16 protein-coding genes are annotated in these 21,358 nt (G+C 62.3%); 1 reads left to right on the top strand and 15 read right to left on the bottom strand.

Features of this window, described 5'->3' with window-relative positions; genetic code table 11:
- Positions 1-10: 10 nt before the first annotated feature.
- The 13 genes from cysT to ABOA88_RS09655 form a co-directional block, all read right to left on the bottom strand.
- Positions 11-829 carry a sulfate ABC transporter permease subunit CysT gene (gene cysT, locus ABOA88_RS09715; RefSeq protein WP_043211517.1) on the bottom strand — a complete coding sequence of 273 codons (819 nt, stop codon included), beginning with the start codon at positions 827-829 and terminating at the stop codon, positions 11-13.
- 113 nt (positions 830-942) lie between these two features.
- A complete protein-coding gene (locus tag ABOA88_RS09710) occupies positions 943-1,950 on the bottom strand; it encodes a sulfate ABC transporter substrate-binding protein (protein ID WP_043211519.1) in 1,008 nt (335 codons plus the stop codon).
- A 48-nt stretch (positions 1,951-1,998) separates the two neighbouring features.
- Positions 1,999-2,181 (bottom strand): sulfur starvation response protein OscA, encoded by a 183-nt coding sequence (gene oscA / locus ABOA88_RS09705; RefSeq protein WP_043211521.1) that lies wholly within the window; start codon positions 2,179-2,181, stop codon positions 1,999-2,001.
- A 198-nt stretch (positions 2,182-2,379) separates the two neighbouring features.
- Entirely contained in the window at positions 2,380-5,433 is a 3,054-nt protein-coding gene (locus tag ABOA88_RS09700; protein WP_070571772.1) for an efflux RND transporter permease subunit, read from the bottom strand.
- Complete coding sequence (locus ABOA88_RS09695) at positions 5,430-6,497, bottom strand: efflux RND transporter periplasmic adaptor subunit (protein WP_196170678.1); 1,068 nt, start codon at positions 6,495-6,497, stop codon at positions 5,430-5,432. The genes ABOA88_RS09700 and ABOA88_RS09695 overlap by 4 nt, the downstream gene beginning before the upstream one ends.
- Entirely contained in the window at positions 6,494-7,582 is a 1,089-nt protein-coding gene (locus ABOA88_RS09690) for an efflux RND transporter periplasmic adaptor subunit (RefSeq protein ID WP_070571774.1), read from the bottom strand. The genes ABOA88_RS09695 and ABOA88_RS09690 overlap by 4 nt, the downstream gene beginning before the upstream one ends.
- Positions 7,583-8,066: 484 nt before the next feature.
- A complete protein-coding gene (locus tag ABOA88_RS09685) occupies positions 8,067-8,960 on the bottom strand; it encodes an ABC transporter permease subunit (RefSeq protein ID WP_043211529.1) in 894 nt (297 codons plus the stop codon).
- Positions 8,957-9,877, bottom strand: coding sequence for an ABC transporter permease subunit (locus ABOA88_RS09680; RefSeq protein WP_070571777.1), 921 nt, complete (start codon positions 9,875-9,877; stop codon positions 8,957-8,959). The genes ABOA88_RS09685 and ABOA88_RS09680 overlap by 4 nt, the downstream gene beginning before the upstream one ends.
- Positions 9,874-11,016, bottom strand: coding sequence for an ABC transporter ATP-binding protein (locus ABOA88_RS09675; protein ID WP_196170679.1), 1,143 nt, complete (start codon positions 11,014-11,016; stop codon positions 9,874-9,876). Before ABOA88_RS09675 ends, ABOA88_RS09680 begins: the two co-directional genes overlap by 4 nt.
- A 72-nt stretch (positions 11,017-11,088) precedes the next feature.
- Positions 11,089-12,183 carry a polyamine ABC transporter substrate-binding protein gene (locus tag ABOA88_RS09670; protein ID WP_196170680.1) on the bottom strand — a complete coding sequence of 365 codons (1,095 nt, stop codon included), beginning with the start codon at positions 12,181-12,183 and terminating at the stop codon, positions 11,089-11,091.
- A 160-nt stretch (positions 12,184-12,343) separates the two neighbouring features.
- Entirely contained in the window at positions 12,344-13,441 is a 1,098-nt protein-coding gene (locus ABOA88_RS09665) for a polyamine ABC transporter substrate-binding protein (RefSeq protein WP_196170681.1), read from the bottom strand.
- Positions 13,442-13,610: 169 nt separating this feature from the next.
- The gene (locus tag ABOA88_RS09660; RefSeq protein ID WP_196170682.1) at positions 13,611-14,972 is read right to left on the bottom strand and encodes an aspartate aminotransferase family protein; all 1,362 of its coding nucleotides are present in this window, start codon (positions 14,970-14,972) and stop codon (positions 13,611-13,613) included.
- Positions 14,973-15,020: 48 nt separating this feature from the next.
- The gene (locus ABOA88_RS09655; RefSeq protein ID WP_043211541.1) at positions 15,021-16,379 is read right to left on the bottom strand and encodes a glutamine synthetase family protein; all 1,359 of its coding nucleotides are present in this window, start codon (positions 16,377-16,379) and stop codon (positions 15,021-15,023) included.
- Positions 16,380-17,046: 667 nt separating this feature from the next.
- On the opposite strand from ABOA88_RS09655, the gene ABOA88_RS09650 reads away from it, so the two are divergent.
- Entirely contained in the window at positions 17,047-18,423 is a 1,377-nt protein-coding gene (locus ABOA88_RS09650) for a glutamine synthetase family protein (protein ID WP_196170683.1), read from the top strand.
- Between the two features lie 129 nt (positions 18,424-18,552).
- On the opposite strand, the gene argA is transcribed toward ABOA88_RS09650, so the two are convergent.
- Both argA and argE read right to left on the bottom strand, forming a co-directional pair.
- Positions 18,553-19,851, bottom strand: coding sequence for an amino-acid N-acetyltransferase (gene argA / locus ABOA88_RS09645; RefSeq protein ID WP_196170684.1), 1,299 nt, complete (start codon positions 19,849-19,851; stop codon positions 18,553-18,555).
- A 224-nt stretch (positions 19,852-20,075) separates the two neighbouring features.
- On the bottom strand, positions 20,076-21,218 hold the full coding sequence (gene argE, locus ABOA88_RS09640; RefSeq protein ID WP_196170685.1) for an acetylornithine deacetylase: 1,143 nt from the start codon (positions 21,216-21,218) through the stop codon (positions 20,076-20,078).
- Positions 21,219-21,358 lie beyond the last annotated feature (140 nt).

Genomic DNA, 21,358 nt, shown 5'->3' with positions numbered 1-21,358 from the left:
CGGGCCTCCTTCAAGGGGTTTCGATGCGCCGCTGCAACAGGTTGATCAGCAGCAGCAGGATGAAGGAAACCACCAGCATCAGCACGCCAATGGCGGTGGCACCGGTGTAATCGTACTGGTCGAGCTTGACCATGATCAGCAACGGCAGGATCTCGGTCTTCATCGGCATGTTGCCGGCGATGAAGATCACCGACCCATACTCGCCCACGCCCCTGGCGAACGCCAGGGCGAAGCCGGTCAGCCAGGCCGGCAGCAACGCCGGGGCCAGCACGTGGCGGAACACCTGCAGCGGCTTGGCACCCAGGCAGGCAGCGGCCTCTTCGACTTCACGCGGGATATCGGCCAGCACCGGCTGCACCGTGCGCACCACGAACGGCAGGGTGACGAAGGTCAGCGCCAGGGTGATGCCCAGTGGGGTGTAGGCGATCTTGAAGCCCAGGTCGGTCGCGAACTGCCCGACCCAGCCGGCCGGCGCATACAGGGCGGTCAAGGCGATACCCGCCACAGCGGTGGGCAGGGCGAACGGCAGGTCGATCATCGCGTCGATGATCTTGCGGCCGGGAAAGCTGTAGCGCACCAGCACCCAGGCCAGCAGGGTGCCGATCACACCGTTGATGAGGGCGGCGAACAGGGCGGTGCCGAAGCTCAGTTTGAGCGCGGCCAGAACCCGTGGCGCGCTGACGATACTCCAGAACTGTTCCCAGGTGAGCTGCGCGGCATGCACGAACATGGCGGCCAGCGGTATGAGCACAATCAGGCTGAGATACACCAAGGTGTAGCCCAGTGTCAGCCCGAAGCCGGGTATGACGGGGGAAATACGACGTGACATAAAGTTCCCTGGTTGAACGCACGAAGCCCGGGCGTGATCCCGGGCTGGTGCAGGCTACTGAAGGGTGTTGCTTCTCGGGGCCGCACCGCAGCCCCGCTGGTTTTCATGGCCGATCACTGTGCCTGATAAATCTGATCGAACACACCACCATCGTTAAAGAACTTGGGCTGTGCAGTCTTCCAGCCACCGAAGTCCTTGTCGATGGTCACCAGCTCCAGTTTCGGGAACTGCTTGCCGAACTCGGCAGCGACTTTTTCGTCACGCGGGCGGTAGAAGTTCTCGGCGGCAATCTTCTGGCCGGCCGGGCTGTACAGGTGCTTGAGGTACTCGGTGGCGATCTCGGTATTGCCCTTTTTCTCGGCGTTCTTGTCGACCACGGCCACCGGTGGCTCGGCAAGGATCGACAGGGACGGCACGACGATCTCGAACTTGTCGCTGCCACCGTCTTCCTTCAGGGCCAGGAACGCTTCGTTCTCCCACGCCAGCAACACATCGCCCTGGCCGTTGTTGACGAAGGTGATGGTCGAGCCACGGGCGCCGGTATCGAGTACCGGCACATGCTTGAACAGCTCCTGAACGTACGCCTTGGCTTTGTCTTCGCTACCGCCGGTCTTCAGGCCATAGGCCCAGGCGGCGAGGAAGTTCCAGCGGGCGCCGCCGGAGGTCTTGGGGTTGGGGGTGATGACCGAGACGTCTTTCTTGATCAGGTCGCCCCAGTCCTTGATGCCCTTGGGGTTACCCTTGCGCACCAGGAACACGATGGTGGACGTGTAGGGCGTGCTGGCCTCAGGCAGGCGTTTCTGCCAGTCCTGCGGCAGGCTCTTGCCGAGCTTGGCCACTTCATCGATGTCGCCGGCCAGGGCCAGGGTCACCACGTCGGCGCGCAGGCCATCGATCACCGCACGGGCCTGCTTGCCCGAGCCGCCATGGGATTGCTGGATCTTCACCTTGTCGCCGGGATGAGCGGCCTGCCAGTGCTTGATGAACTCGGCGTTGTACTGCTGGTACAGCTCGCGGGTCGGGTCGTAGGACACGTTCAGCAGTTCGTAGTCCTTGGCGATCGCGGAACCGGCAAAAACGGCACTGGCCAGAGCGGCAAGCGCATAACGGCGGATGGACATGGTGAAGCTCCCGATTGGCATTTTTCTAGTTTGTTAGAGGGGGCGGTATCAGCCGGACTTGTTGCCTGGCTGCTGGAGGCGGAATTTCTCCTTGCGCTCGATCTGCACGACTTGGGCGTTGTGCACGGTGATCTCCACCGCACCGAAGCGCAGATCGCGCAGCGCGCTCTGGATCTCACGCAGAATGGTGGTTTCGTCCTGACCGTCGATGCTACGCACAGATGCACTCATGCTCGTTCTCCTTGGGTATGAAGTGCCGGGCAGAGGAAGGTGATTGCGCCTGGCTTGAGGGCAATCTTAGAGACGCGCATTTATTCTGAAAAATACTGTTTAAGAATTTTTATATAACTAAAATTCCGCGCCGATTCCGAAGGTGGCAACGGGTCTGCGGGAGCGGGTTTACCCGCTCCCGCAGACCCGTTGCGTGCCCTAACGTTGTGTCTGCGGCTCGCGGATCTTGTACCAGGCCACGTAGAGCGCCGGCAGGAACAACAGCGTCAGCAGCGTTGCACTGATGATGCCGCCAATCATCGCGTAGGCCATCGGCCCCCAGAACACCTCCCGGGCGATCGGGATCATGCCAAGGCTCGCCGCCGCGGCGGTGAGCAGGATCGGCCGGCGACGGTGGTTGGTCGCCTCCACGACGGCATCCCAGGGCGAGAGCCCTTGCGCCTCGAATTCGTCGATCTGGGTCACCAGGATCACCGAGTTGCGGATGATGATGCCGGCCAGGGCCAGGATACCGAGAATGGCCACGAAGCCCATGGGCGTGCCGGTAGGCACCAGCGCCAGCACCACGCCGATCAGCCCCAGCGGCGCCACGCTGACCACCAGGAACAGCTTCTGCACGCTGTGCAGCTGGATCATCAGGAAGGTCGCCATGAGGAACAGCATCAGCGGAATGACCTTGCGAATCGGCCCCTGGGCCTTGGCGCTCTCTTCCACCGTACCGCCAGTGGCCACTTCATAGCCGACCGGCAGCTTGTCGATGAACTGGTCGATCTCAGGCTTGAGCTGGGCCACCAGGTCGGTGGGCTGGATGTCGCCGTTGACCGAGGCCTTGATGGTGATGGTCGGCTTGCGGTCGCGGCGCCATACCAGGGGCTGTTCCAGCTCGTAGCGCACGGTGGCGAAGGCCAGCAGCGGGATCGAGGTGCCGTTGGGGGTGAGGATCTGCAGGTTCTGCAGGGTATCGGGCGAGCCACGTTCGCTGTCTTCGGCGCGGGCGACCACGTTGATCAGGTAGATGTTGTCGTTGACCTGGGTGATCGGCGTGCCGCTGACGATGCTGTTCATCACATTGGCCACGTCCTCGGACGACAGCCCCAACTGGCGCGCCTTGTCCTGGGCGATCTCCACGCGCAGCACCTTACCGGGCTCGTTCCAGTCGTAGATCATCTCGCCGATGTGCTCGTTGGCGTCGAGCAGGGTGGCAAGCTCGATTGCATGCTTGCGCACCTGGTCGATGTCCTTGCCACTGACCCGGTACTGGATCGGACGTCCCACCGGCGGGCCCATTTCCAGCGACTGGACGTTGGTACCGATACCCACGAACTCTTCGCGCAGGATCTTCTCCAGGCGCTTCATCATGCCCTGGCGCTCTTCGAAGCCCTTGCTGACGATCACCAGCTGCGCGTAGTAGGGGTTCTGCAATTGCGCATCCAGCGGCAGGTAGAAGCGAATCGCCCCCTGGCCGATGTAGGTGCTCCAGCGCACCAGGTCCGGGTCGTCCTTGATCCTGGCCTCGAACCGGTCGACGACCTTGCGGGTTTCCTCGATCGAGGCGTTCTGGGGCAAGTTCAGGTCGACCAGGATCTCGGGACGGTCGGACGAGGGAAAGAACTGGTTCTGCACGAAGCGCTCGCAGATCAGCGCCAGGACAAACAGCAGCACCGTGCCGATGATGGTCAGCCAGCGATGACGCATGCACCACAGCAGGCTGTGCTCGAACGCTCGCCCCACGCGGCCGGGTTCGGCCTCGTGGGCCTTGAGCTTGCTGCTGCTCAGGATATGCACGCCCAGCACAGGCGCGAAGAACACCGCCACCACCCAAGACACCAGCAACGCCACCGCGATCACGGCGAACAAGGTGTAGGTGTATTCACCCGCGGAGCTGGCGTTGAGCCCGATCGGCACGAAGCCGGCCACGGTCACCAGCGTGCCGGTGAGCATGGGGAAGGCCGTGGAGGTGTAGGCGAATGTCGCCGCCTGCTCCTTGCTCTCGCCCATCTCGAGCCGCGTGACCATGACCTCCACCGTGATCATCGCATCATCCACCAACAGGCCCAGGGCGATGATCAGCGCCCCGAGGGAGATCCGCTGCATGGTGATGCCGCTGTACTCCATGAACACGAACACCATGGCCAGCACCAGCGGGATCGAGCACGCCACCACCAGACCTGCGCGCACGCCCAGGCTCACGAAGCTCACCCCCAGCACGATCACAACCGCCTCGAACAGCGCGCTGGTGAAGCCGCCTACCGCCTGCTTGACCACCACGGCCTGGTCGGACACGGTGTGCACGCCCACGCCCACCGGCAGGTCGGCGACGACGCTGTCCATCTTCTTCTTCAGCGCGGCGCCAAACACCTGGATGTTGCCACCGGCCTTCATGCCGATCGCAAGGCCGATGGCCGTTTGGCCGTTATAGCGGAACATCGGCGAAGGCGGATCGACATAGCCTCGTTCGATATCGGCGATATCCGCGAGGCGGAAGAAGCGGTCGTTGATCCGCAGGTTGACGGTCTGCAGGTCCTTTTCCGAGGCGAATTGCCCGGTCGTACGCACCGAGATGCGCTCGGGGCCCGCTTCGATCACGCCCGCCGGGGTGACTGCGTTCTGCGATTGCAAAGCCTGCATCACCTGGCGCTGGTCGATGCCCAGGGCCGCCAGCTTGCGGGTGGAGAAGTTCAGGTAGAGCACTTCGTCCTGGGTGCCTATCAGCTCGATCTTGCCGATGTTGGGCACATCGCGCACTTCGGCCCGCGCCACTTCCACGTAGTCGCGCAGCTGGCGCAAGGTCAGGCCATCGGCGGTGAAGGCATAGATGGAACCGAACACATCGCCGAATTCGTCGTTGAAGGCAGGCCCCTGGATGCCCGAGGGGAACTGGCCGCGGATGTCCTGGATCTTCTTGCGCACCTGGTACCAGATTTCCGGGATGTCCTTGGCCTTGGTGGTGTCGCGCAGGTAGACGTAGACCGTGGACTCGCCAGGGCGGGTATAGCTCTTGGTGTAATCGAGCGAGTCGAGCTCCTCGAGCTTCTTCTCGATCCGGTCGGTCACCTGGTACAGCGTCTCGTCCTGGGTCGCCCCTGGCCAGCGGGTCTGGATCACCATGGTCTTGATAGTGAAGGACGGGTCTTCCTCACGCCCCAGGTTGAAGTACGAAAAGATCCCCATCAGCAGCCCGACGAACATCAGGTACCAGACGAACGATTGATGCCGGAGAGCCCATTCGGACAGGTTGAAGCTTCCTTTCATTGCGCATCCTCGTCGAATGTGACCTTCTGGCCCGGCTTGAGGCTGTTCACGCCGGCTGTGACCACCCGCTCGCCTGGCTGAACGCCGGACGTCAGGACGATGCTGTCCTGCGTGCGCTCGATCAGGGCGACGTCACGGATGGCCACGGTCTTCTGTTTCGGGTCGATCACCCACACCTGGGTCTTGCCATCACGTTCGAGTAAAGCGCTCAGCGGCAACTGGCTGCGCGGCGAAACCGCGGAGCTCAGGGTGACGCTGATGGCAGTGCCCAGGTGGAAGGCGGCCGGCGTGCTGGCCAGGGTCAGCCGCGCACGACGGGTACGCGTCGTGGCATCGGCCTGGGGCTCCAGCTCGCGCAAGGTAGCGGTGGTGTTGATGGTGGGGTCCAGTTGCGAGGCGACGGTGAACGTCAGGCCTTTGTTCAGTTGCTCGGCCAGACCGATCGGCAGGTCGATCACCGCTTCCTTGACGTCCGGTCGGGCCAGGGTGACCACGGCCTGCCCGGCCGTCACGGTCTGCCCGGCCTCGGCCTGCCAGGCGGTGATGACGGCGGCGTGGTCGCTGCGCAGCGTGCTGTAGTCGAGCTGGTCACGGGCCTGGCTCACTGCCGAACGGGCTTGTTCGAGCGCAGCGCCGGTGGTCTTGAGGTTAGTCTGGGCGATGTCCAGTTGCGCCTGGGCGCCTACGCCTCGATCAAACAGTTGCTGTTGCCGCCGTGCGTCAGCCTGGGCGTTGATCCACTGCGCTTGCACCTTGGCCAGGTCGCCTTCGGCAGCGCGCAGCTGGTTCTGCTGATCGGTCGGATCGAGGGTGGCCAACGTATCGCCGGGCTTTACCTGGGCGCCGACGTCCAGCCAGCGTCGGGCGATACGCCCGGACACACGAAACCCCAGCGTGCTTTCGAAGCGGGCCTGGATGCTGCCCGCAAAGCGCCCCAACTGCGACTGCACCTGGGGTTCGACGGTCATCGACAGCACCGGCCGGATCGGCTCGGGGGCTTGCTCCTCGCTGGAGCAGGCGGCCAGCAGCAGGCCGGCCGGCAACAAAAGCAGCACGCGCTTCATGGCGCCCCTCCCCCGTCCTTGGCATCGATCTTGTGCACCTGCATGTTCGGGTGCAGCAATTGCCCACCACTGACCACGACGGTTTCACCACTCTTCAGGCCGCTGGCGACCACGATCTTGCCGGTCAGGTAACGTGTGACCTCGATCTTGCGCAATTCGACCTTGTCCCCTTCGCCCACCACCCAGACCGCCGGCTCGTGCAACGCCTTGGTCAAGGCTGACCAGGGCAGTTCGACACTCGGCCGTCCCTGGGCATTGGTGGTGGCGGTGACCGGCGCTCCCAGCTGCATACCGGGAGGTACGTTGCGCAAACCCACCTTGACCTGCACCGTGCCACTTTGCGCGGAGACAGTCGGCGTGATTTCCCGGACAAACCCTTGCGCCTGGATCTTCGGATCGTCCAGGAGACTGACGATGACGCCTGCATCGCTCGGCGGCGCCACCAGCAGGGACTCATACACGTTGAACACTGCATCGCGGTCGCCATCGCGGGCGAGGCTGAAGATCGGCATGGTCGCCTGCACCACCTGGCCGACCTCGGCCTGACGCTCGGTGATCACCCCGTCGGCCTCTGACACCAGCGCGGTATAACTCAACTGCTCCTGGGCATCGGCCAACTGCGCCTGGGCAGCCTTGAGCGCACTCTGGTCGCTGCGCAGCGACGCCTGGGCGGAGTCGTACTCGCTCTGGCTGGTATAGCCCTTGGGCAGCAGCTTTTGCTGACGCACGAAGGCCGCGCTGGTCTGGGTGACCCGCGCCTGGGCAGCGAACACTTCGGCCTTGGCCGAATCGACGTTGTTCTGCAGGTCCTTGGGGTCCAGGCGCGCCAACACTTGGTTGGCCTTGACGTGATCGCCTACATCCACGCTCCGGGAAATGATCTTGCCCCCGACCCTGAACGACAGGTCGGTCTGCACCCGTGCCTGGACATCGCCGGTCAGGGTCACCCTGGCGGCAAAATCGGTAGGTTTGACCTGGATTACACCCACCCTGGGGAGTTCGGCTTTCGACTCTTCCTTGCTACAGCCCGACAGCATGGACAGCAGCCCCAGGCAAACGACCATGAGCGGACGCGCTAACGTCATGCAGGCTCCTTGCTTGTGCCAAGTGGATTGAGGGACGCGAGTGAAAGCGTAGATCAGGCTCGCGCAACTGGCACTGACGCAGATCCATCAAAACTTCGGCATACAGGTCAGGGAGACTGCCCCCTCACAGGACAAGGAAAACAATCTGCCTCGTCTGCCAGAACCGAGCAGATCGATATGACTCGCCCTGTCCCTGACAGGTGGCGACACTGGAGGAAGACGAAAACTGCCCCTCGATCCGCCTGGATAAAGATCCGGGGCTGATATTGATGGCTGGGCAGGGAATGCTCGATGAGCCGGCCTGGAACTGGCCGGATTGAGCGGGTCGCTCTCACGGAGCGCACCGATGTCTGGCATCGGCTTCGCCGGTGTTCACAGGCGAGCCCGCTCCCGCAAGACTGAGTCGTTCGCCTCTATCGAGGCATGCCAGCCCCTGTAGGAGCGGATTTACCCGCGAAGGGCCGCAAAGCGGCCCCCGGGTGGATCAGACCGACGCGGTGGCCTGAACCGGACGCTTGACCTGCGGCTGCGAAACGTTCGCCGCGGCGCCCTCTTCGATGGCTTGCTGGATAGCCTTGCGACGACGCTCTTCGGCCTGGCGGCTGAAGTACCACACCAGGAAGGTCACCAGCGACACCGACAGCAGGATCAGGCTGGCCACGGCGTTGATCTCCGGCTTCACGCCAAGGCGCACGGCGGAGAACACTTCCATCGGCAAGGTGGTCGAGCCTGGGCCGGACACGAAGCTGGCCAGTACCAGGTCATCCAGCGACAGGGCGAAGGACATCATGCCGCCCGCCGCCAGCGATGGCGCGATCATCGGGATGGTGATCAGGAAGAAAACCTTCCACGGCTTGGCGCCCAGGTCCATGGCAGCTTCTTCGATGGACAGGTCCAGCTCACGCAGGCGCGCCGACACCACCACCGCCACATAGGCTGCGCAGAAGGTGGTGTGGGCGATCCAGATGGTGACGATGCCCCGCTCCTGCGGCCAGCCGATCATCTGCGCCATGGCCACGAACAGCAGCAGCAGCGACAGACCGGTGATCACCTCGGGCATCACCAGGGGCGCTGTTACCAGGCCCCCGAACAGGGTACGGCCCTTGAAGCGGGTCACCCGGGTCAGCACGAAGGCGGCCAGGGTACCCAGGGCCACCGCGGCGATCGCGGTGTAGCAGGCGATCTCCAGCGAGCGCATCACCGAGCCCATCAACTGGCTGTTGTCGAGCAGGCCGACGTACCACTTCACCGACCAGCCGCCCCAGACCGTCACCAGCTTGGAGGCGTTGAACGAGTAGATCACCAGGATCAGCATCGGCAGGTAGATGAACAGCAAGCCGAGCACCAGCATCAGCTTGGAGAAACCGAAGCGCTTCATGCTCTGCCCTCCATTTCTTTGGCCTGGCTGCGGTTGAACAGCAGGATGGGCACGATCAGGATCGCCAGCATCACCACCGCCAGGGCGGATGCCACCGGCCAGTCACGGTTGTTGAAGAATTCCTGCCACAGCACCTTGCCGATCATCAGGGTTTCCGGGCCGCCGAGCAGTTCAGGAATCACGAACTCACCCACCACCGGGATGAACACCAGCATGCAGCCAGCGATGATGCCGTTCTTCGACAGCGGCACGGTGATCTTCCAGAAGCTGTTGAAGGTGCTCGAACCCAGGTCGCTTGCAGCCTCGAGCAGGCTCGGGTCGTGCTTGACCAGGTTCGCGTACAACGGAAGGATCATGAACGGCAGGTACGAATAGACCACACCGATGTATACCGCCAGGTTAGTGTTGAGGATCTGCAGCGGCTGGTCGATCAAGCCGATCCACAGCAAGAAGCTGTTGAGCAGGCCGTTGTTGCTGAGGATGCCCATCCACGCATAGACGCGAATCAGGATCGCGGTCCAGGTCGGCATCATGATCAGCAGCAGCAGGACCGTCTGCGTTTCCTTGCGGGCGTTGGCAATGGCGTAGGCCATCGGGTAGCCGATCAACAGGCACAGAAGGGTGCTGAAAAAGGCCATCTTCAGCGAGCCCAGGTAGGCCGAGATGTACAGTTCATCCTCGGTCAACAGGCCGTAGTTGGCCAGGTTGAGCACCAGCTGGATCTTGTCCTCGACGTAGCTGTAGATCTCCGTGTAGGGCGGGATCGCCACGTCGGCTTCAGCGAAGCTGATCTTCAGGACGATGAAGAACGGCAGCATGAAGAACAGGAACAGCCAGATGAACGGGACGCCGATCACCAGATGGCGGCCCTCCGGTTTGACCTTGTTGAATGCTCGCTTGAGCTTGCGAATGTTCATGAGCGCAGTACCACGCCGCTGTCATCTTCCCACCAGACGTACACTTCATCGCCCCAGGTCGGGCGGGTGCCCTGGCGCTCGGCGTTGGCGACGAAGGACTGGACCACTTTCCCGCTCGGCAGCTCCACGTAGAACACCGAATGACCACCCAGGTAGGCGATGTCATGGACCTTGCCACGCGACCAGTTGTACTGGCAGGTCGGCTGCTCGGAGGTCACCAGCAGTTTTTCCGGACGCAGGGCGTAGGTAATGTGCTTGTCTTCGACCGAGGTGGTGACACCGTGGCCCACGTAGATATTGCGTTCGAGCTCATGGCTTGCGATCAGCGCATGGCCTTCGGCATCCTCGACCACTTCACCGTCGAACAGGTTGACGTTGCCGATGAACTCGCAGACCAGGCGGCTGGTCGGGGTCTCATACACGTCCACCGGGCTGCCGATCTGGGCGATCCAGCCCAGGTGCATGATGGCGATGCGCTGGGCCATGGTCATGGCCTCTTCCTGGTCGTGGGTCACCATCACGCAGGTCACACCGACCCGCTCGATGATTTCAACCAGCTCCAGCTGCATTTGCGAGCGCAGTTTCTTGTCCAGGGCGCCCATCGGTTCGTCCAGCAGCAGCAGCTTCGGACGCTTGGCCAACGAACGGGCCAGGGCCACACGCTGGCGCTGGCCGCCGGAAAGCTGGTGCGGCTTGCGCTTGGCGTACTGGGTCATGTGCACCAGCTTGAGCATCTCGGCCACGCGGGCGTCGATCTCGGCCTTGGGCATCTTGTCCTGCTGCAGGCCGAAGGCGATGTTCTGCGCCACGGTCATGTGCGGGAACAGCGCGTAGGACTGGAACATCATGTTGATCGGCCGCTCGTAGGGCGGCATGTCGGTGATGTCGACGCCATCGAGGAAGATCCGCCCTTCGGTCGGACGCTCGAAGCCGGCAAGCATACGCAGCAAGGTGGACTTGCCGGAGCCGGAGCCACCCAGCAAGGCGAAGATCTCACCCTTGCGGATTTCCAGGGACACATCGTCCACGGCTACCGTTTCGTCGAACTTTTTTGTGACCCGGTCGATTTTGACCAGCACCTGCTTGGGTTGCTGGCCACCCTCGAGGGCTTTTTTATAGGCACCGGAGGCAACTGCCATGAGTGAAACTCCCAACAAGATTTTTATGCCCACACGACCTGTTTTGGCAGGGAACGTAGCGGGTCTGGATGATTACTTGCCCGACTTGACCTTGGTCCAGCTACGGGTCATCAGACGTTGCACCTTCGGTGGCAACTCAGCATTGACGAACATCTTGTCCAGCACTTCCTGCGGAGGGTAGACCGCAGCGTCAGTCCTCACGGCCTGATCCATCAGGTCGCCAGCCTTGGGGTTCGGGTTGGCGTAACCGACATAATCGCTGACCTGAGCGATGACCTCAGGTTTCAGCAGATAGTTGATGAAGGCGTGGGCCTCCTTGACGTTGCTGGCGTCCTTGGGAATCGCCAGCACATCGAACCAGAGGTTGCCGCCTTCCTTGGGAATGGCGTAGGCCAGTTTCACGCCCTTGCCGGCCTCTTCGGCGCGGGCCTTGGCCTGGAACACATCACCGGAGAAGCCGGCAGCGACGCAGATATCGCCATTGGCCAGGTCAGTGATGTATTTCGAGGAATGGAAGTAGGTCACGTAGGGACGCACGGCCAGGAGCTTCTTTTCAGCCGCCTGGTAGTCCCTGGGATTACTGCTGTTAGGGTCCAGGCCCATGTAGTTGAGCACGGCCGGCAGCATTTCGTCGGCCGAGTCCAGGAAGGCCACGCCGCACTGGGAGAGCTTCTTCATGTTCTCGGGCTCGAAGAGCACGGCCCAGGAGTCGATCTTGTCGGTGCCCAGCACCGCCTTGACCTTCTCGACGTTGTAACCGATGCCGTTGGTGCCCCACAGATACGGCACGGCGTACTGGTTGCCCGGGTCATTGCGCTCGAGGCGCTTCATCAGTGCCGGGTCCAGGTTGGAATAATTCGGCAGCAGGCTGCGGTCGAGCTTCTGGAAGGCGCCCGCCTTGATCTGCTTGCCCAGGAAATGGTTGGACGGCACGACCACGTCATAGCCGGTGCGACCGGCCAGCAGCTTGCCTTCCAAGGTTTCGTTGGAGTCGAAGACGTCGTACTTGGCCTCGATGCCGGTTGCCTTCTGGAAATCGGCGAGGGTTGTCGGGCCAATGTAGTCCGACCAGTTGTAGATATGCACCGTGGGCGCTGCTTGGACGCCGAATGCCAGCGTCAGACCCGCTCCAGCCATCATGGCCTTGCGAAATACGGAAATAGACAAGTGGATGGTCCTCACAATCAGTGCCTCTGGGTGACGGCGACGCCGCCGTACACGCAAAACCGGCGCGCAACTTACCTTCGCTGCATCGATGCCGCAAACAAAATTGCCTTACACGCCTTCCGGGCCGGGAAACCCCGGCCCAGAGGGCTTCGAGACGGGCTTACTTGCCCGACTTGATCTTGGTCCAGCTGCGGGTGATCTCACGCTGGGCCTTGGCTCCCGGGTCAGCGATCGCGTACAGCTTCTTCTTCACGTCAGCCGGCGGGTAGATGCTTGGGTCGCTGGTGATTTCCTTGTCCACCAGTGGAGTCGCCGCCTTGTTGCCGTTCGGGAAGCGCACGGCATTGGTGATGCCCGCCATGACTTCCGGTTGCATCAGGAAGTCCATGAACTTGTAGGCGGCTTCGACGTTTTCGGCATCCTTCGGAATGGCGACCATGTCGTAGAAGGTACCGGCGCCTTCCTTCGGAATGACGTAGCTCAGCTTGACCTTGTCGCCGGCTTCGTGGGCACGGGCCTTGGATTGCTCCAGGTCGCCCGAGTAGCCGACAGCCACGCAGATGTTGCCGTTGGCCAGGTCAGAGATGTACTTGGAAGAGTGGAAGTAGGTGATCGAAGGACGAATGCTCAGGAACAGGTCTTCGGCAGCCTTCAGGTCTTTCTTGTCGGTGCTGTTGGACGGTTTGCCCAGGTAGTGCAATGCCGCCGGGATCATTTCGGTCGGCGCGTCCAGGAAGCTCACGCCGCAGCTCTTGAGCTTGGCGATGTTCTCAGGCTTGAACACGGCGTCCCACGAATCGATCTTGTCCACGCCCAGCGCAGCCTTGACCTTCTCAGGGTTGTAGCCGATGCCGATCGAGCCCCACATGTACGGGAAGGCGTGCTTGTTGCCCGGGTCGCTGGCATCACCCACGGCCTTGAGCAGGTCTTCGTCCAGGTTCTTCCAGTTCGGCAGCTTCGAGCGGTCCAGCTCCTGGTAGACACCCGCCTTGATCTGCTTGGCCAGGAAGTTGTTCGACGGCACGACCACGTCGTAGCCGGATTTGCCGGCCAGCAGCTTGGCTTCCAGGGTCTCGTTGCTGTCGAAGACGTCGTAGACCACCTTGATGCCGGTCTGCTTCTCGAAGTTGGCGATGGTGTCCGGCGCGATGTAGTCGGACCAGTTGTAGACGTGCAGCGTCTTGTCGTCAGCCTGAACAGCGGTAGCCATGGCACCCATCAGGGCCGCGGCCAGCAACGTCTTGCCCATTTTCTTCATGCGTAATGCTCCAGAATTTATTATCAAGCCATCTGTTCAGCAGCCAAGATCCCACGGTACAGCGCTGGGCGACTGAAACAGCCGCTAGTCTGGCAAGTTACAAGGCGCTGTTTCAAGGAAAGCAAGGCCCTGTAACCGCTTAATGTCGCTTTGCCAGCCTAGCAGACCGTCACTTGATCGCTTCGTACGTCAAATCCAGGCACTTGCGCGCCTTTTCAATCAACTCGTCGATCTCCGCGTGGCTGATCACCAGGGGTGGCGCGATGATCATGGTGTCGCCCACCGCACGCATCACCAGCCCGTTCTCGAAGCAGTGCGTACGGCAGATCATGCCGACGCCCTTGCCCTCGTGACGGGTGCGGGTCGCCTTGTCCTTGACCAGCTCGATCGCACCGAGCAGGCCAAGACCGCGTACCTCGCCCACCAGCGGGTGGTCTTGCAGCTCACGCAAACGCTTTTGCAAATAAGGTGCCGTTTCGGTCCTGGCGCGCTCGACGATCTTCTCATCGCGCAGGATGCGCAGGTTTTCCAGGCCCACGGCAGCGGCCACCGGGTGGCCTGAGTAGGTGAAGCCGTGGTTGAAGTCACCGCCTTCGCTGAGAACCTGGGCCACGGTGTCACGCACGATCACACCACCCATGGGGATGTAACCGGAGGTCAGGCCCTTGGCGATGGTCATCAGGTCGGGTTCCAGACCGTAGTAGTCCGAGCCAAACCACTCGCCGGTACGGCCGAAGCCGCAGATCACCTCGTCGGCGACGAACAAGATGTCGTACTTGGCGAGGATCTCCTTGATCTTCGGCCAGTAGGTGTCCGGTGGAATGATTACCCCGCCGGCACCCTGGATCGGCTCGGCGATGAACGCCGCGACATTGTCTTCGCCCACTTCCAGGATTTTCTTTTCCAGTTGTTCGGCAGCCCATACACCGAACTCATCCGGGGTCATGTCGCCGCCTTCACCGAACCAGTACGGCTGTGGAATGTGCACGATGCCCGGGATCGGCAGGCCGCCCTGCTCGTGCATGCCGCTCATGCCACCCAGGCTTGCGCCGGCGACAGTGGAGCCGTGGTAGCCATTGATGCGGCCGATGATGGTCTGCTTGCCAGGCTTGCCCTTGAGCGCCCAGTAGTGACGGACCATGCGCAGCACGGTGTCGTTGCCTTCGGAGCCGGAGCCGGTGAAGAACACATGGGTCATGCCCTTGGGCGCCACGTCGGTGATCGCCTTGGCCAGCTCCAGGGCTGGCGGGTGAGCGGTCTGGAAGAACAGGTTGTAGTACGGCAGCTCCCGCATCTGTTTTTCCGCCGCCTGTACCAGCTCTTCACGGCCATAACCGACAGCCACGCACCACAGGCCGGCCATGCCGTCGAGAATCTTGTGACCCTCGCTGTCCCACAAATGCACGCCCTGGGCCTTGGTGATGATGCGCGGTCCTTTTTCCTTCAGCTGCTTGTAGTCGCTGAAAGGCGCCAGGTGGTGCTCACCGCTCAAGGTTTGCCATTCACGGGTTTGCGGGTTGTTGACGCTCATGTGCTTCTCCGTTATCCGACAGCCGCGCTCCAGCGGCCCCAACTTTGATCAGACGGCAAACAGCAGGAACTCACGTTCCCAGGAGCTGATTACCCGTTTGAAGTTCTCGTGCTCGGCCCGCTTGGTGGCCACGTAGCCGCTGATGAATTTCTTGCCCAGGTACTGCTCCAGCGCGCGGCAGTTTTCCATGCGTTCCAAGGCATCCTCGATGGTCAACGGCAGGCGCAGGTTGCGCCGCTCGTAGCCTCGGCCCTGGACCGGCGCGCTGGCGCCGATGCCCTCGACCATGCCGATGTAGCCGCACAACAAGCTTGCGGCAATGGCCAGGTAAGGGTTGGCGTCGGCGCCTGGCAGACGGTTTTCCACACGGCGGTTCTGCGGGCCCGCATCAGGCACACGCAGGCCAACGGTGCGGTTCTCCTCGCCCCATTCGACGTTCACCGGTGCCGAGGTGTCCGGCAGGAAACGGCGGAACGAGTTGACGTTGGGGGCGAACAGCGGCAGCGCTTCAGGGATGAACTTCTGCAGGCCGCCGATGTGGTTGAGGAACAGCTCGCTCATGCTGCCGTCCTCGTTGGAGAAGATGTTCTTTCCGGTGGCCACGTCCACCACGCTCTGGTGCAGGTGCATGGCGCTGCCCGGCTCGCCGGTCATGGGCTTGGCCATGAAGGTCGCGGCCACGTTGTGCTTGAGCGCCGCCTCGCGCATGGTGCGCTTGAACACCAGGATCTGGTCGGCCAGGTGCAGGGCGTTGCCGTGACGGAAGTTGATCTCCATCTGCGCCGTGCCGTCTTCGTGGATCAGTGTGTCGAGGTCCAGTTGCTGCAGTTCGCACCAGTCATAGACGTCCTCGAACAACGGGTCGAACTCGTTGGCGGCCTCGATGGAGAACGACTGGCGCCCGGTCTCCGGACGACCGGAGCGGCCCACTGGCGGTTGCAGCGGGAAGTCCGGGTCTTCGCTGCGCTTGGTCAGGTAGAACTCCATCTCAGGCGCCACGATCGGCTGCCAGCCTTTGTCGGCGTACAGCTTCAGCACCTTCTTGAGCACGTTGCGCGGCGACAGCTCGACCGGGTTGCCCTTCTTGTCGTAAGTGTCGTGGATGACCTGGGCAGTCGGCTCGATGGCCCATGGCACGAGGAACACGGCGCTCTCGTCGGGGCGGCAGATCATGTCGATGTCGGCCGGGTCCAGCAGCTGGTAATAGATGTCGTCGTCGACGTAGTCGCCGGTCACGGTCTGCAGCAGGACACTCTCGGGCAGGCGCATGCCCTTTTCGGCGATGAACTTGTTGGTCGGCGAAATCTTGCCGCGGGTGATGCCGGTCAGGTCGCTGATCAGGCATTCCACTTCGGTGATCTTGTGCTCTTTCAACCAATCGGTGAGCTGGTCGAGGTTGGTACTCATAAATACCTCAGGAGGTAATGTGGCCCGGCTGATGATAGTCGGGCGCCGCTGACGCCTGGCGTCGATCAAGACGGACGCTGCCTGGCCGCAAATGCCATGGCAGACCCGCGCCTTGATTCTGGATGCAGTGCTTGGCTAAAGCAAAAACCCACGCGCAAGACGACAGCAGATACACTCGAAACAAGCGTGTCCGCGATACAAACAAAGGGCAGAGAAGCGAAAAGACGTGCAGGAAACTGCTACGAACGGAGGATGGACCTGACCAGCCGTCAATTATTGCGAGCAGAGCACGCGCGCAGGACTCGATGCGTGCGATGCCTTCGCGGCGAATGCTGGGAATACCTGTGTGCGCGGCGCAGGCAGCGCTTTCAGGTCTCGGCAGGCGGACCATGTGACCCTCGTATTATTGTGTTCTGGGTTGAGTCCGAGCTTAGCCTTGTTCATTTTTTTACACAACCACTCCGTAAAAAATAAACCACGCTCAGCCTGCGATAGCCCTTTGGGGCCAAAATAGCGGATAATGAGTTGCCCCCAGATGCAGCATTTCTGCCGTTGCTGTGCCATTTCGGGGCATCATGGGGTTGGCTTGACTTCGCCAGGTCTTTCCGATTGACTGGGCTTGCAAGCCCCCCTTGATTGATATTTTTAACAACAAAGGTGTTGCATCATGTCGGTACCCCCGCGTGCCGTTCAGCTTAACGAAGCGAACGCGTTCCTTAAGGAACATCCTGAGGTTCTCTACGTTGACCTTCTGATTGCAGATATGAATGGTGTGGTGCGTGGCAAGCGCATCGAGCGCACCAGCCTCCACAAGGTTTACGAGAAAGGCATCAACCTGCCCGCCTCCCTCTTCGCCCTGGATATCAACGGTTCCACCGTCGAAAGCACCGGCCTCGGCCTGGACATCGGCGATGCCGACCGCATCTGCTACCCGATCCCCGGCACCCTCTCCAACGAACCCTGGCAGAAGCGCCCCACCGCCCAACTGCTGATGACCATGCACGAACTGGAAGGCGAGCCGTTCTTCGCCGACCCGCGCGAGGTCCTGCGCCAAGTGGTGAACAAGTTCACCGAGATGGGCCTGACGATCTGCGCAGCCTTCGAGCTCGAGTTCTACCTGATCGACCAGGAAAACGTGAACGGCCGTCCACAACCGCCGCGCTCGCCGATCTCCGGCAAGCGTCCGCAATCGACCCAGGTGTACCTGATCGACGACCTGGACGAGTACGCCGATTGCCTGCAGGACATCCTCGAAGGCGCCAAGGAGCAAGGCATTCCCGCCGACGCCATCGTCAAGGAAAGCGCCCCGGCACAGTTCGAAGTCAACCTGCATCACGTCGCCGACCCGCTCAAGGCCTGTGACTACGCCGTACTGCTCAAGCGCCTGATCAAGAACATCGCCTACGACCATGAGATGGACACCACCTTCATGGCCAAGCCCTACCCGGGCCAGGCGGGCAATGGCCTGCATGTACACATCTCCGTGCTGGACAAAGATGGCAACAACATCTTCACCAGCGAGGATCCCGAGCAGAACGCCGCGCTACGTCACGCTGTCGGCGGTGTGCTCGAGACCCTGCCCGCGTCCATGGCGTTCCTGTGCCCGAACGTCAACTCGTACCGTCGCTTCGGCGCGCAGTTCTATGTGCCGAATGCGCCGAGCTGGGGCCTGGACAACCGTACCGTGGCCCTGCGCGTGCCGACCGGCTCGCCGGACGCCGTGCGCATCGAACACCGCGTGGCCGGTGCCGACGCCAACCCGTACCTGATGATGGCCGCCGTGCTGGCCGGTGTGCACCATGGCCTGACCAACAAGGTCGAGCCGGGTGAGCCGATCGAAGGCAACTCGTACGAACAGCTGGAGCAGAGCCTGCCGAACAACCTGCGCGATGCCCTGCGCGAGCTGGACGACAGCGAAATCCTGAACAAGTACATCGATCCGAAGTACATCGACATCTTCGTCGCGTGCAAGGAGAGCGAGCTGGAGGAGTTCGAACACTCGATCTCCGACCTCGAGTACAACTGGTACCTGCATACCGTGTAAACGAAAACGCCGCCCCAATGGGCGGCGTTTTTCATTCCGGGGGCCGTCCTCCCACCCCCTCGAAGGCAACGCGCGAGTTCCACGCAGGTCCCCGTGGGGGCGGGTTTCCGCGAAGAGCTCAGCACAGACTCAAAGCGGCTTCTCGAAAATCTTCGAGTTACGCTGGTAGTTGTACAGCGACGCCCGCGCCGCCGGTAGCCGCTCCACGCCGCTGGGCGCAAAACCTCGCTCGCGGAACCAATGCGCGGTACGGGTGGTGAGCACGAACAAGGTGCTCAGGCCCTGCTGGCGTGCCCGGCTCTCGATCCGCTCCAGCAACTCGTCACCACGCCCGCCATGACGATACTCAGGGTTCACCGCCAGGCACGCCAGCTCCCCTGCATCGGAATCGGCGATCGGATACAGCGCCGCGCAGGCGATGATCATGCCCTCGCGCTCGACGACGCTGAACTGCTCGATCTCTCGCTCCAACACTTCACGCGAGCGCCGCACCAGAATCCCCTGCTCCTCCAGCGGACTGATCAGCTCCAGCAAACCGCCCACATCGTCGATGGTCGCCTCACGCACCACCTCGAACTGCTCCTGGGACACCAGCGTGCCCCCGCCGCCACGCGTGAAGAGCTCGGTCAGCAGCGCGCCGTCTTCGGCATAGCTGACGATGTGACTGCGCGCCACACCGCCCTTGCAGGCTTCGGCGGCGGCATCGAGCAGTTCGCCCTGATAGTCGCTGCCCAAACGCAACAGATGGGCAGGCACCTGCTGCGGACGTAGTTCACGCACCAGCTTGCCGTGCTCGTCCAGCAATCCAGGCTCGGCACCGAACAGCAGCAGTTTGTCGGCGCCAAGCTCGATGGCGGCGCGGGTCGCCACGTCTTCGCAGGCCAGGTTGAAGATCTCGCCGGTAGGCGAATAGCCCAGGGGCGACAGCAACACGATGGAGCGCTCGTCGAGCAGGCGGTTGATGCCCTTGCGGTCGATCCGCCGCACCTCGCCGGTGTGGTGATAGTCGACCCCTTCGAGCACCCCGATCGGCCGGGCGGTGACCAGGTTGCCCGACGCCACCCGCAGGCGCGAGCCCTGCATCGGCGAGGCCGCGATATCCATCGACAGGCGCGCCTCGATAGCCAGGCGCAGGGCGCCGACGGCATCGATCACGCAGTCCAGGGTCGCCGCGTCGGTGACGCGCATGCCGCGATGATAGTGAGGCGTCAGGCCGCGATCGGCCAGGCGGCTCTCGATTTGCGGGCGCGAGCCATGGACCAGCACCAACCGCACGCCGAGGCTGTGCAGCAGCACCAGGTCATGGACGATGTTGCCGAAATTGGGGTGTTCCACGCCATCGCCTGGGAGCATGACCACGAAGGTGCAGTCGCGATGAGCGTTGATGTAGGGAGAAGCATGGCGCAGCCAGTTGACGTAATCGGGCATGACAAGGCCTGTGGATAAGTGAACGGAGAACGGCGAACAAACGGCGGCGTTCAAAATCATCGTCGGAACAGGCTTGCGGTCACGCGCGGTCTCCTCTAGGCAGGGACGAATCAGGTCAATGGACGTTTAGGCGCTGTACGAAATGTATCCGCTCTCGCCCATGCTGCGTTGAAACAGGGCTCGAATGCGCTTGTACTCGCGCGCGAACACATTTCATACAGACCCTAGCTCAGGCAATAGTGCCGGATCAGGTCACGCAATAGACGCACGGTAGGCTCGATACGTGACATTTCAAGGTATTCGCCCGGCTGGTGGGCACAGGCAATGTCGCCCGGGCCCAGCACGATGGTCTGGCAGCCCAGTTGCTGAAGATAAGGCGCTTCGGTGCCAAAGGCCACTGCCTCGGCGCGATGGCCGGTCAGACGTTCGGCCAATTGCACCAGCTCGGCGTCGGCGGCCTGCTCGAACGGCGGGACTTCCGGAAACAACGGTGCATAGTCGATGCGCACTTCGTGGCGTTCGGCCACCGGCACGAGTTTTTCCCGGATCGCCGCGCGCAGCTGTTCGACATCCATGCCAGGCAGCGGACGCAGGTCGAACTCCAGGGCACATTGGCCGCAGATACGATTAGGGTTGTCGCCGCCATGGATGCAGCCGAAGTTCATCGTCGGGGTCGGCACGCTGAACTGCGGGTTGCGGTAGGCCTGCTGCCATTGCTGGCGCAGGCCCATCAGCTCGCCCATCACCGCGTGCATCGCCTCCAGGGCACTGTGCCCAAGGCTTGGGTCCGAGGAATGGCCGCTGCGTCCCAGGATGTCGATACGGTCCATGAGGATGCCCTTGTGCATGCGGATTGGCCGCAGGCCCGTGGGCTCACCGATCACCGCCGCGCGGCCCAGGGGCTGACCGGCCTCGGCCAGGGCGCGGGCGCCGGACATGGAGCTTTCCTCGTCGCAGGTCGCAAGAATCAGCAATGGTTGCTTGAAATCGTGTTCCAACAGCGGCAGCACGGCCTCGATGACCAGCGCAAAGAAACCCTTCATGTCGCAACTGCCCAAGCCCACCCAGCGGCCATCGACCTCGGTCAGCTTGAGCGGATCGCTGGCCCACAGTTGCGGATCATAGGGCACGGTATCGCTGTGTCCGGCCAACACCAGGCCGCCGGGGCCCGTACCACGGCTGGCCAGCAGGTTGAACTTGCCAGGCGTCACCTGGCGGATCTCGCAGGCAAAGCCAAGGTCGCCTAGCCAGCCGGCCAGCAAGTCGATGACCTGGCGGTTGGACTGATCCAGCGCAGCCTGGGTGCAACTGACCGACGGTGCGGCGATCAGGGCGGCGAACTGGTCTTTCAGCGACGGCAGGGGCATAGGCGCTCTCCTCGGGCTCGAGGCCCATCATAGCAATGCATCCCGACCTCGGAACAACCTTGTGGTGACCTCTTCGTGGGTAAACCCGCGAAGAACCTACCGTGACCCAACAGCCGGGAGCCGACTCCTGTAGACTGCAC

The organism is Pseudomonas sp. PKS, assembly GCF_051913525.1.
GTDB classification, from domain to species: domain Bacteria; phylum Pseudomonadota; class Gammaproteobacteria; order Pseudomonadales; family Pseudomonadaceae; genus Aquipseudomonas; species Aquipseudomonas guariconensis_D.
The sequence above is the reverse complement of the archived record's forward strand: the minus strand, read 5'-3'. Positions and strand labels throughout refer to the sequence as shown.

Excerpts from the sequence above, each read along its gene's own strand:
- cysT (WP_043211517.1), bottom strand. The coding sequence starts at position 829 with ATGTCACGTCGTATTTCCCCCGTCATACCCGGCTTCGGGCTGACACTG.
- ABOA88_RS09710 (WP_043211519.1), bottom strand. The coding sequence starts at position 1,950 with ATGTCCATCCGCCGTTATGCGCTTGCCGCTCTGGCCAGTGCCGTTTTT.
- oscA (WP_043211521.1), bottom strand. The coding sequence starts at position 2,181 with ATGAGTGCATCTGTGCGTAGCATCGACGGTCAGGACGAAACCACCATT.
- ABOA88_RS09700 (WP_070571772.1), bottom strand. The coding sequence starts at position 5,433 with ATGAAAGGAAGCTTCAACCTGTCCGAATGGGCTCTCCGGCATCAATCG.
- ABOA88_RS09695 (WP_196170678.1), bottom strand. The coding sequence starts at position 6,497 with ATGAAGCGCGTGCTGCTTTTGTTGCCGGCCGGCCTGCTGCTGGCCGCC.
- ABOA88_RS09690 (WP_070571774.1), bottom strand. The coding sequence starts at position 7,582 with ATGACGTTAGCGCGTCCGCTCATGGTCGTTTGCCTGGGGCTGCTGTCC.
- ABOA88_RS09685 (WP_043211529.1), bottom strand. The coding sequence starts at position 8,960 with ATGAAGCGCTTCGGTTTCTCCAAGCTGATGCTGGTGCTCGGCTTGCTG.
- ABOA88_RS09680 (WP_070571777.1), bottom strand. The coding sequence starts at position 9,877 with ATGAACATTCGCAAGCTCAAGCGAGCATTCAACAAGGTCAAACCGGAG.
- ABOA88_RS09675 (WP_196170679.1), bottom strand. The coding sequence starts at position 11,016 with ATGGCAGTTGCCTCCGGTGCCTATAAAAAAGCCCTCGAGGGTGGCCAG.
- ABOA88_RS09665 (WP_196170681.1), bottom strand. The coding sequence starts at position 13,441 with ATGAAGAAAATGGGCAAGACGTTGCTGGCCGCGGCCCTGATGGGTGCC.
- ABOA88_RS09660 (WP_196170682.1), bottom strand. The coding sequence starts at position 14,972 with ATGAGCGTCAACAACCCGCAAACCCGTGAATGGCAAACCTTGAGCGGT.
- ABOA88_RS09655 (WP_043211541.1), bottom strand. The coding sequence starts at position 16,379 with ATGAGTACCAACCTCGACCAGCTCACCGATTGGTTGAAAGAGCACAAG.
- ABOA88_RS09650 (WP_196170683.1), top strand. The coding sequence starts at position 17,047 with ATGTCGGTACCCCCGCGTGCCGTTCAGCTTAACGAAGCGAACGCGTTC.
- argA (WP_196170684.1), bottom strand. The coding sequence starts at position 19,851 with ATGCCCGATTACGTCAACTGGCTGCGCCATGCTTCTCCCTACATCAAC.
- argE (WP_196170685.1), bottom strand. The coding sequence starts at position 21,218 with ATGCCCCTGCCGTCGCTGAAAGACCAGTTCGCCGCCCTGATCGCCGCA.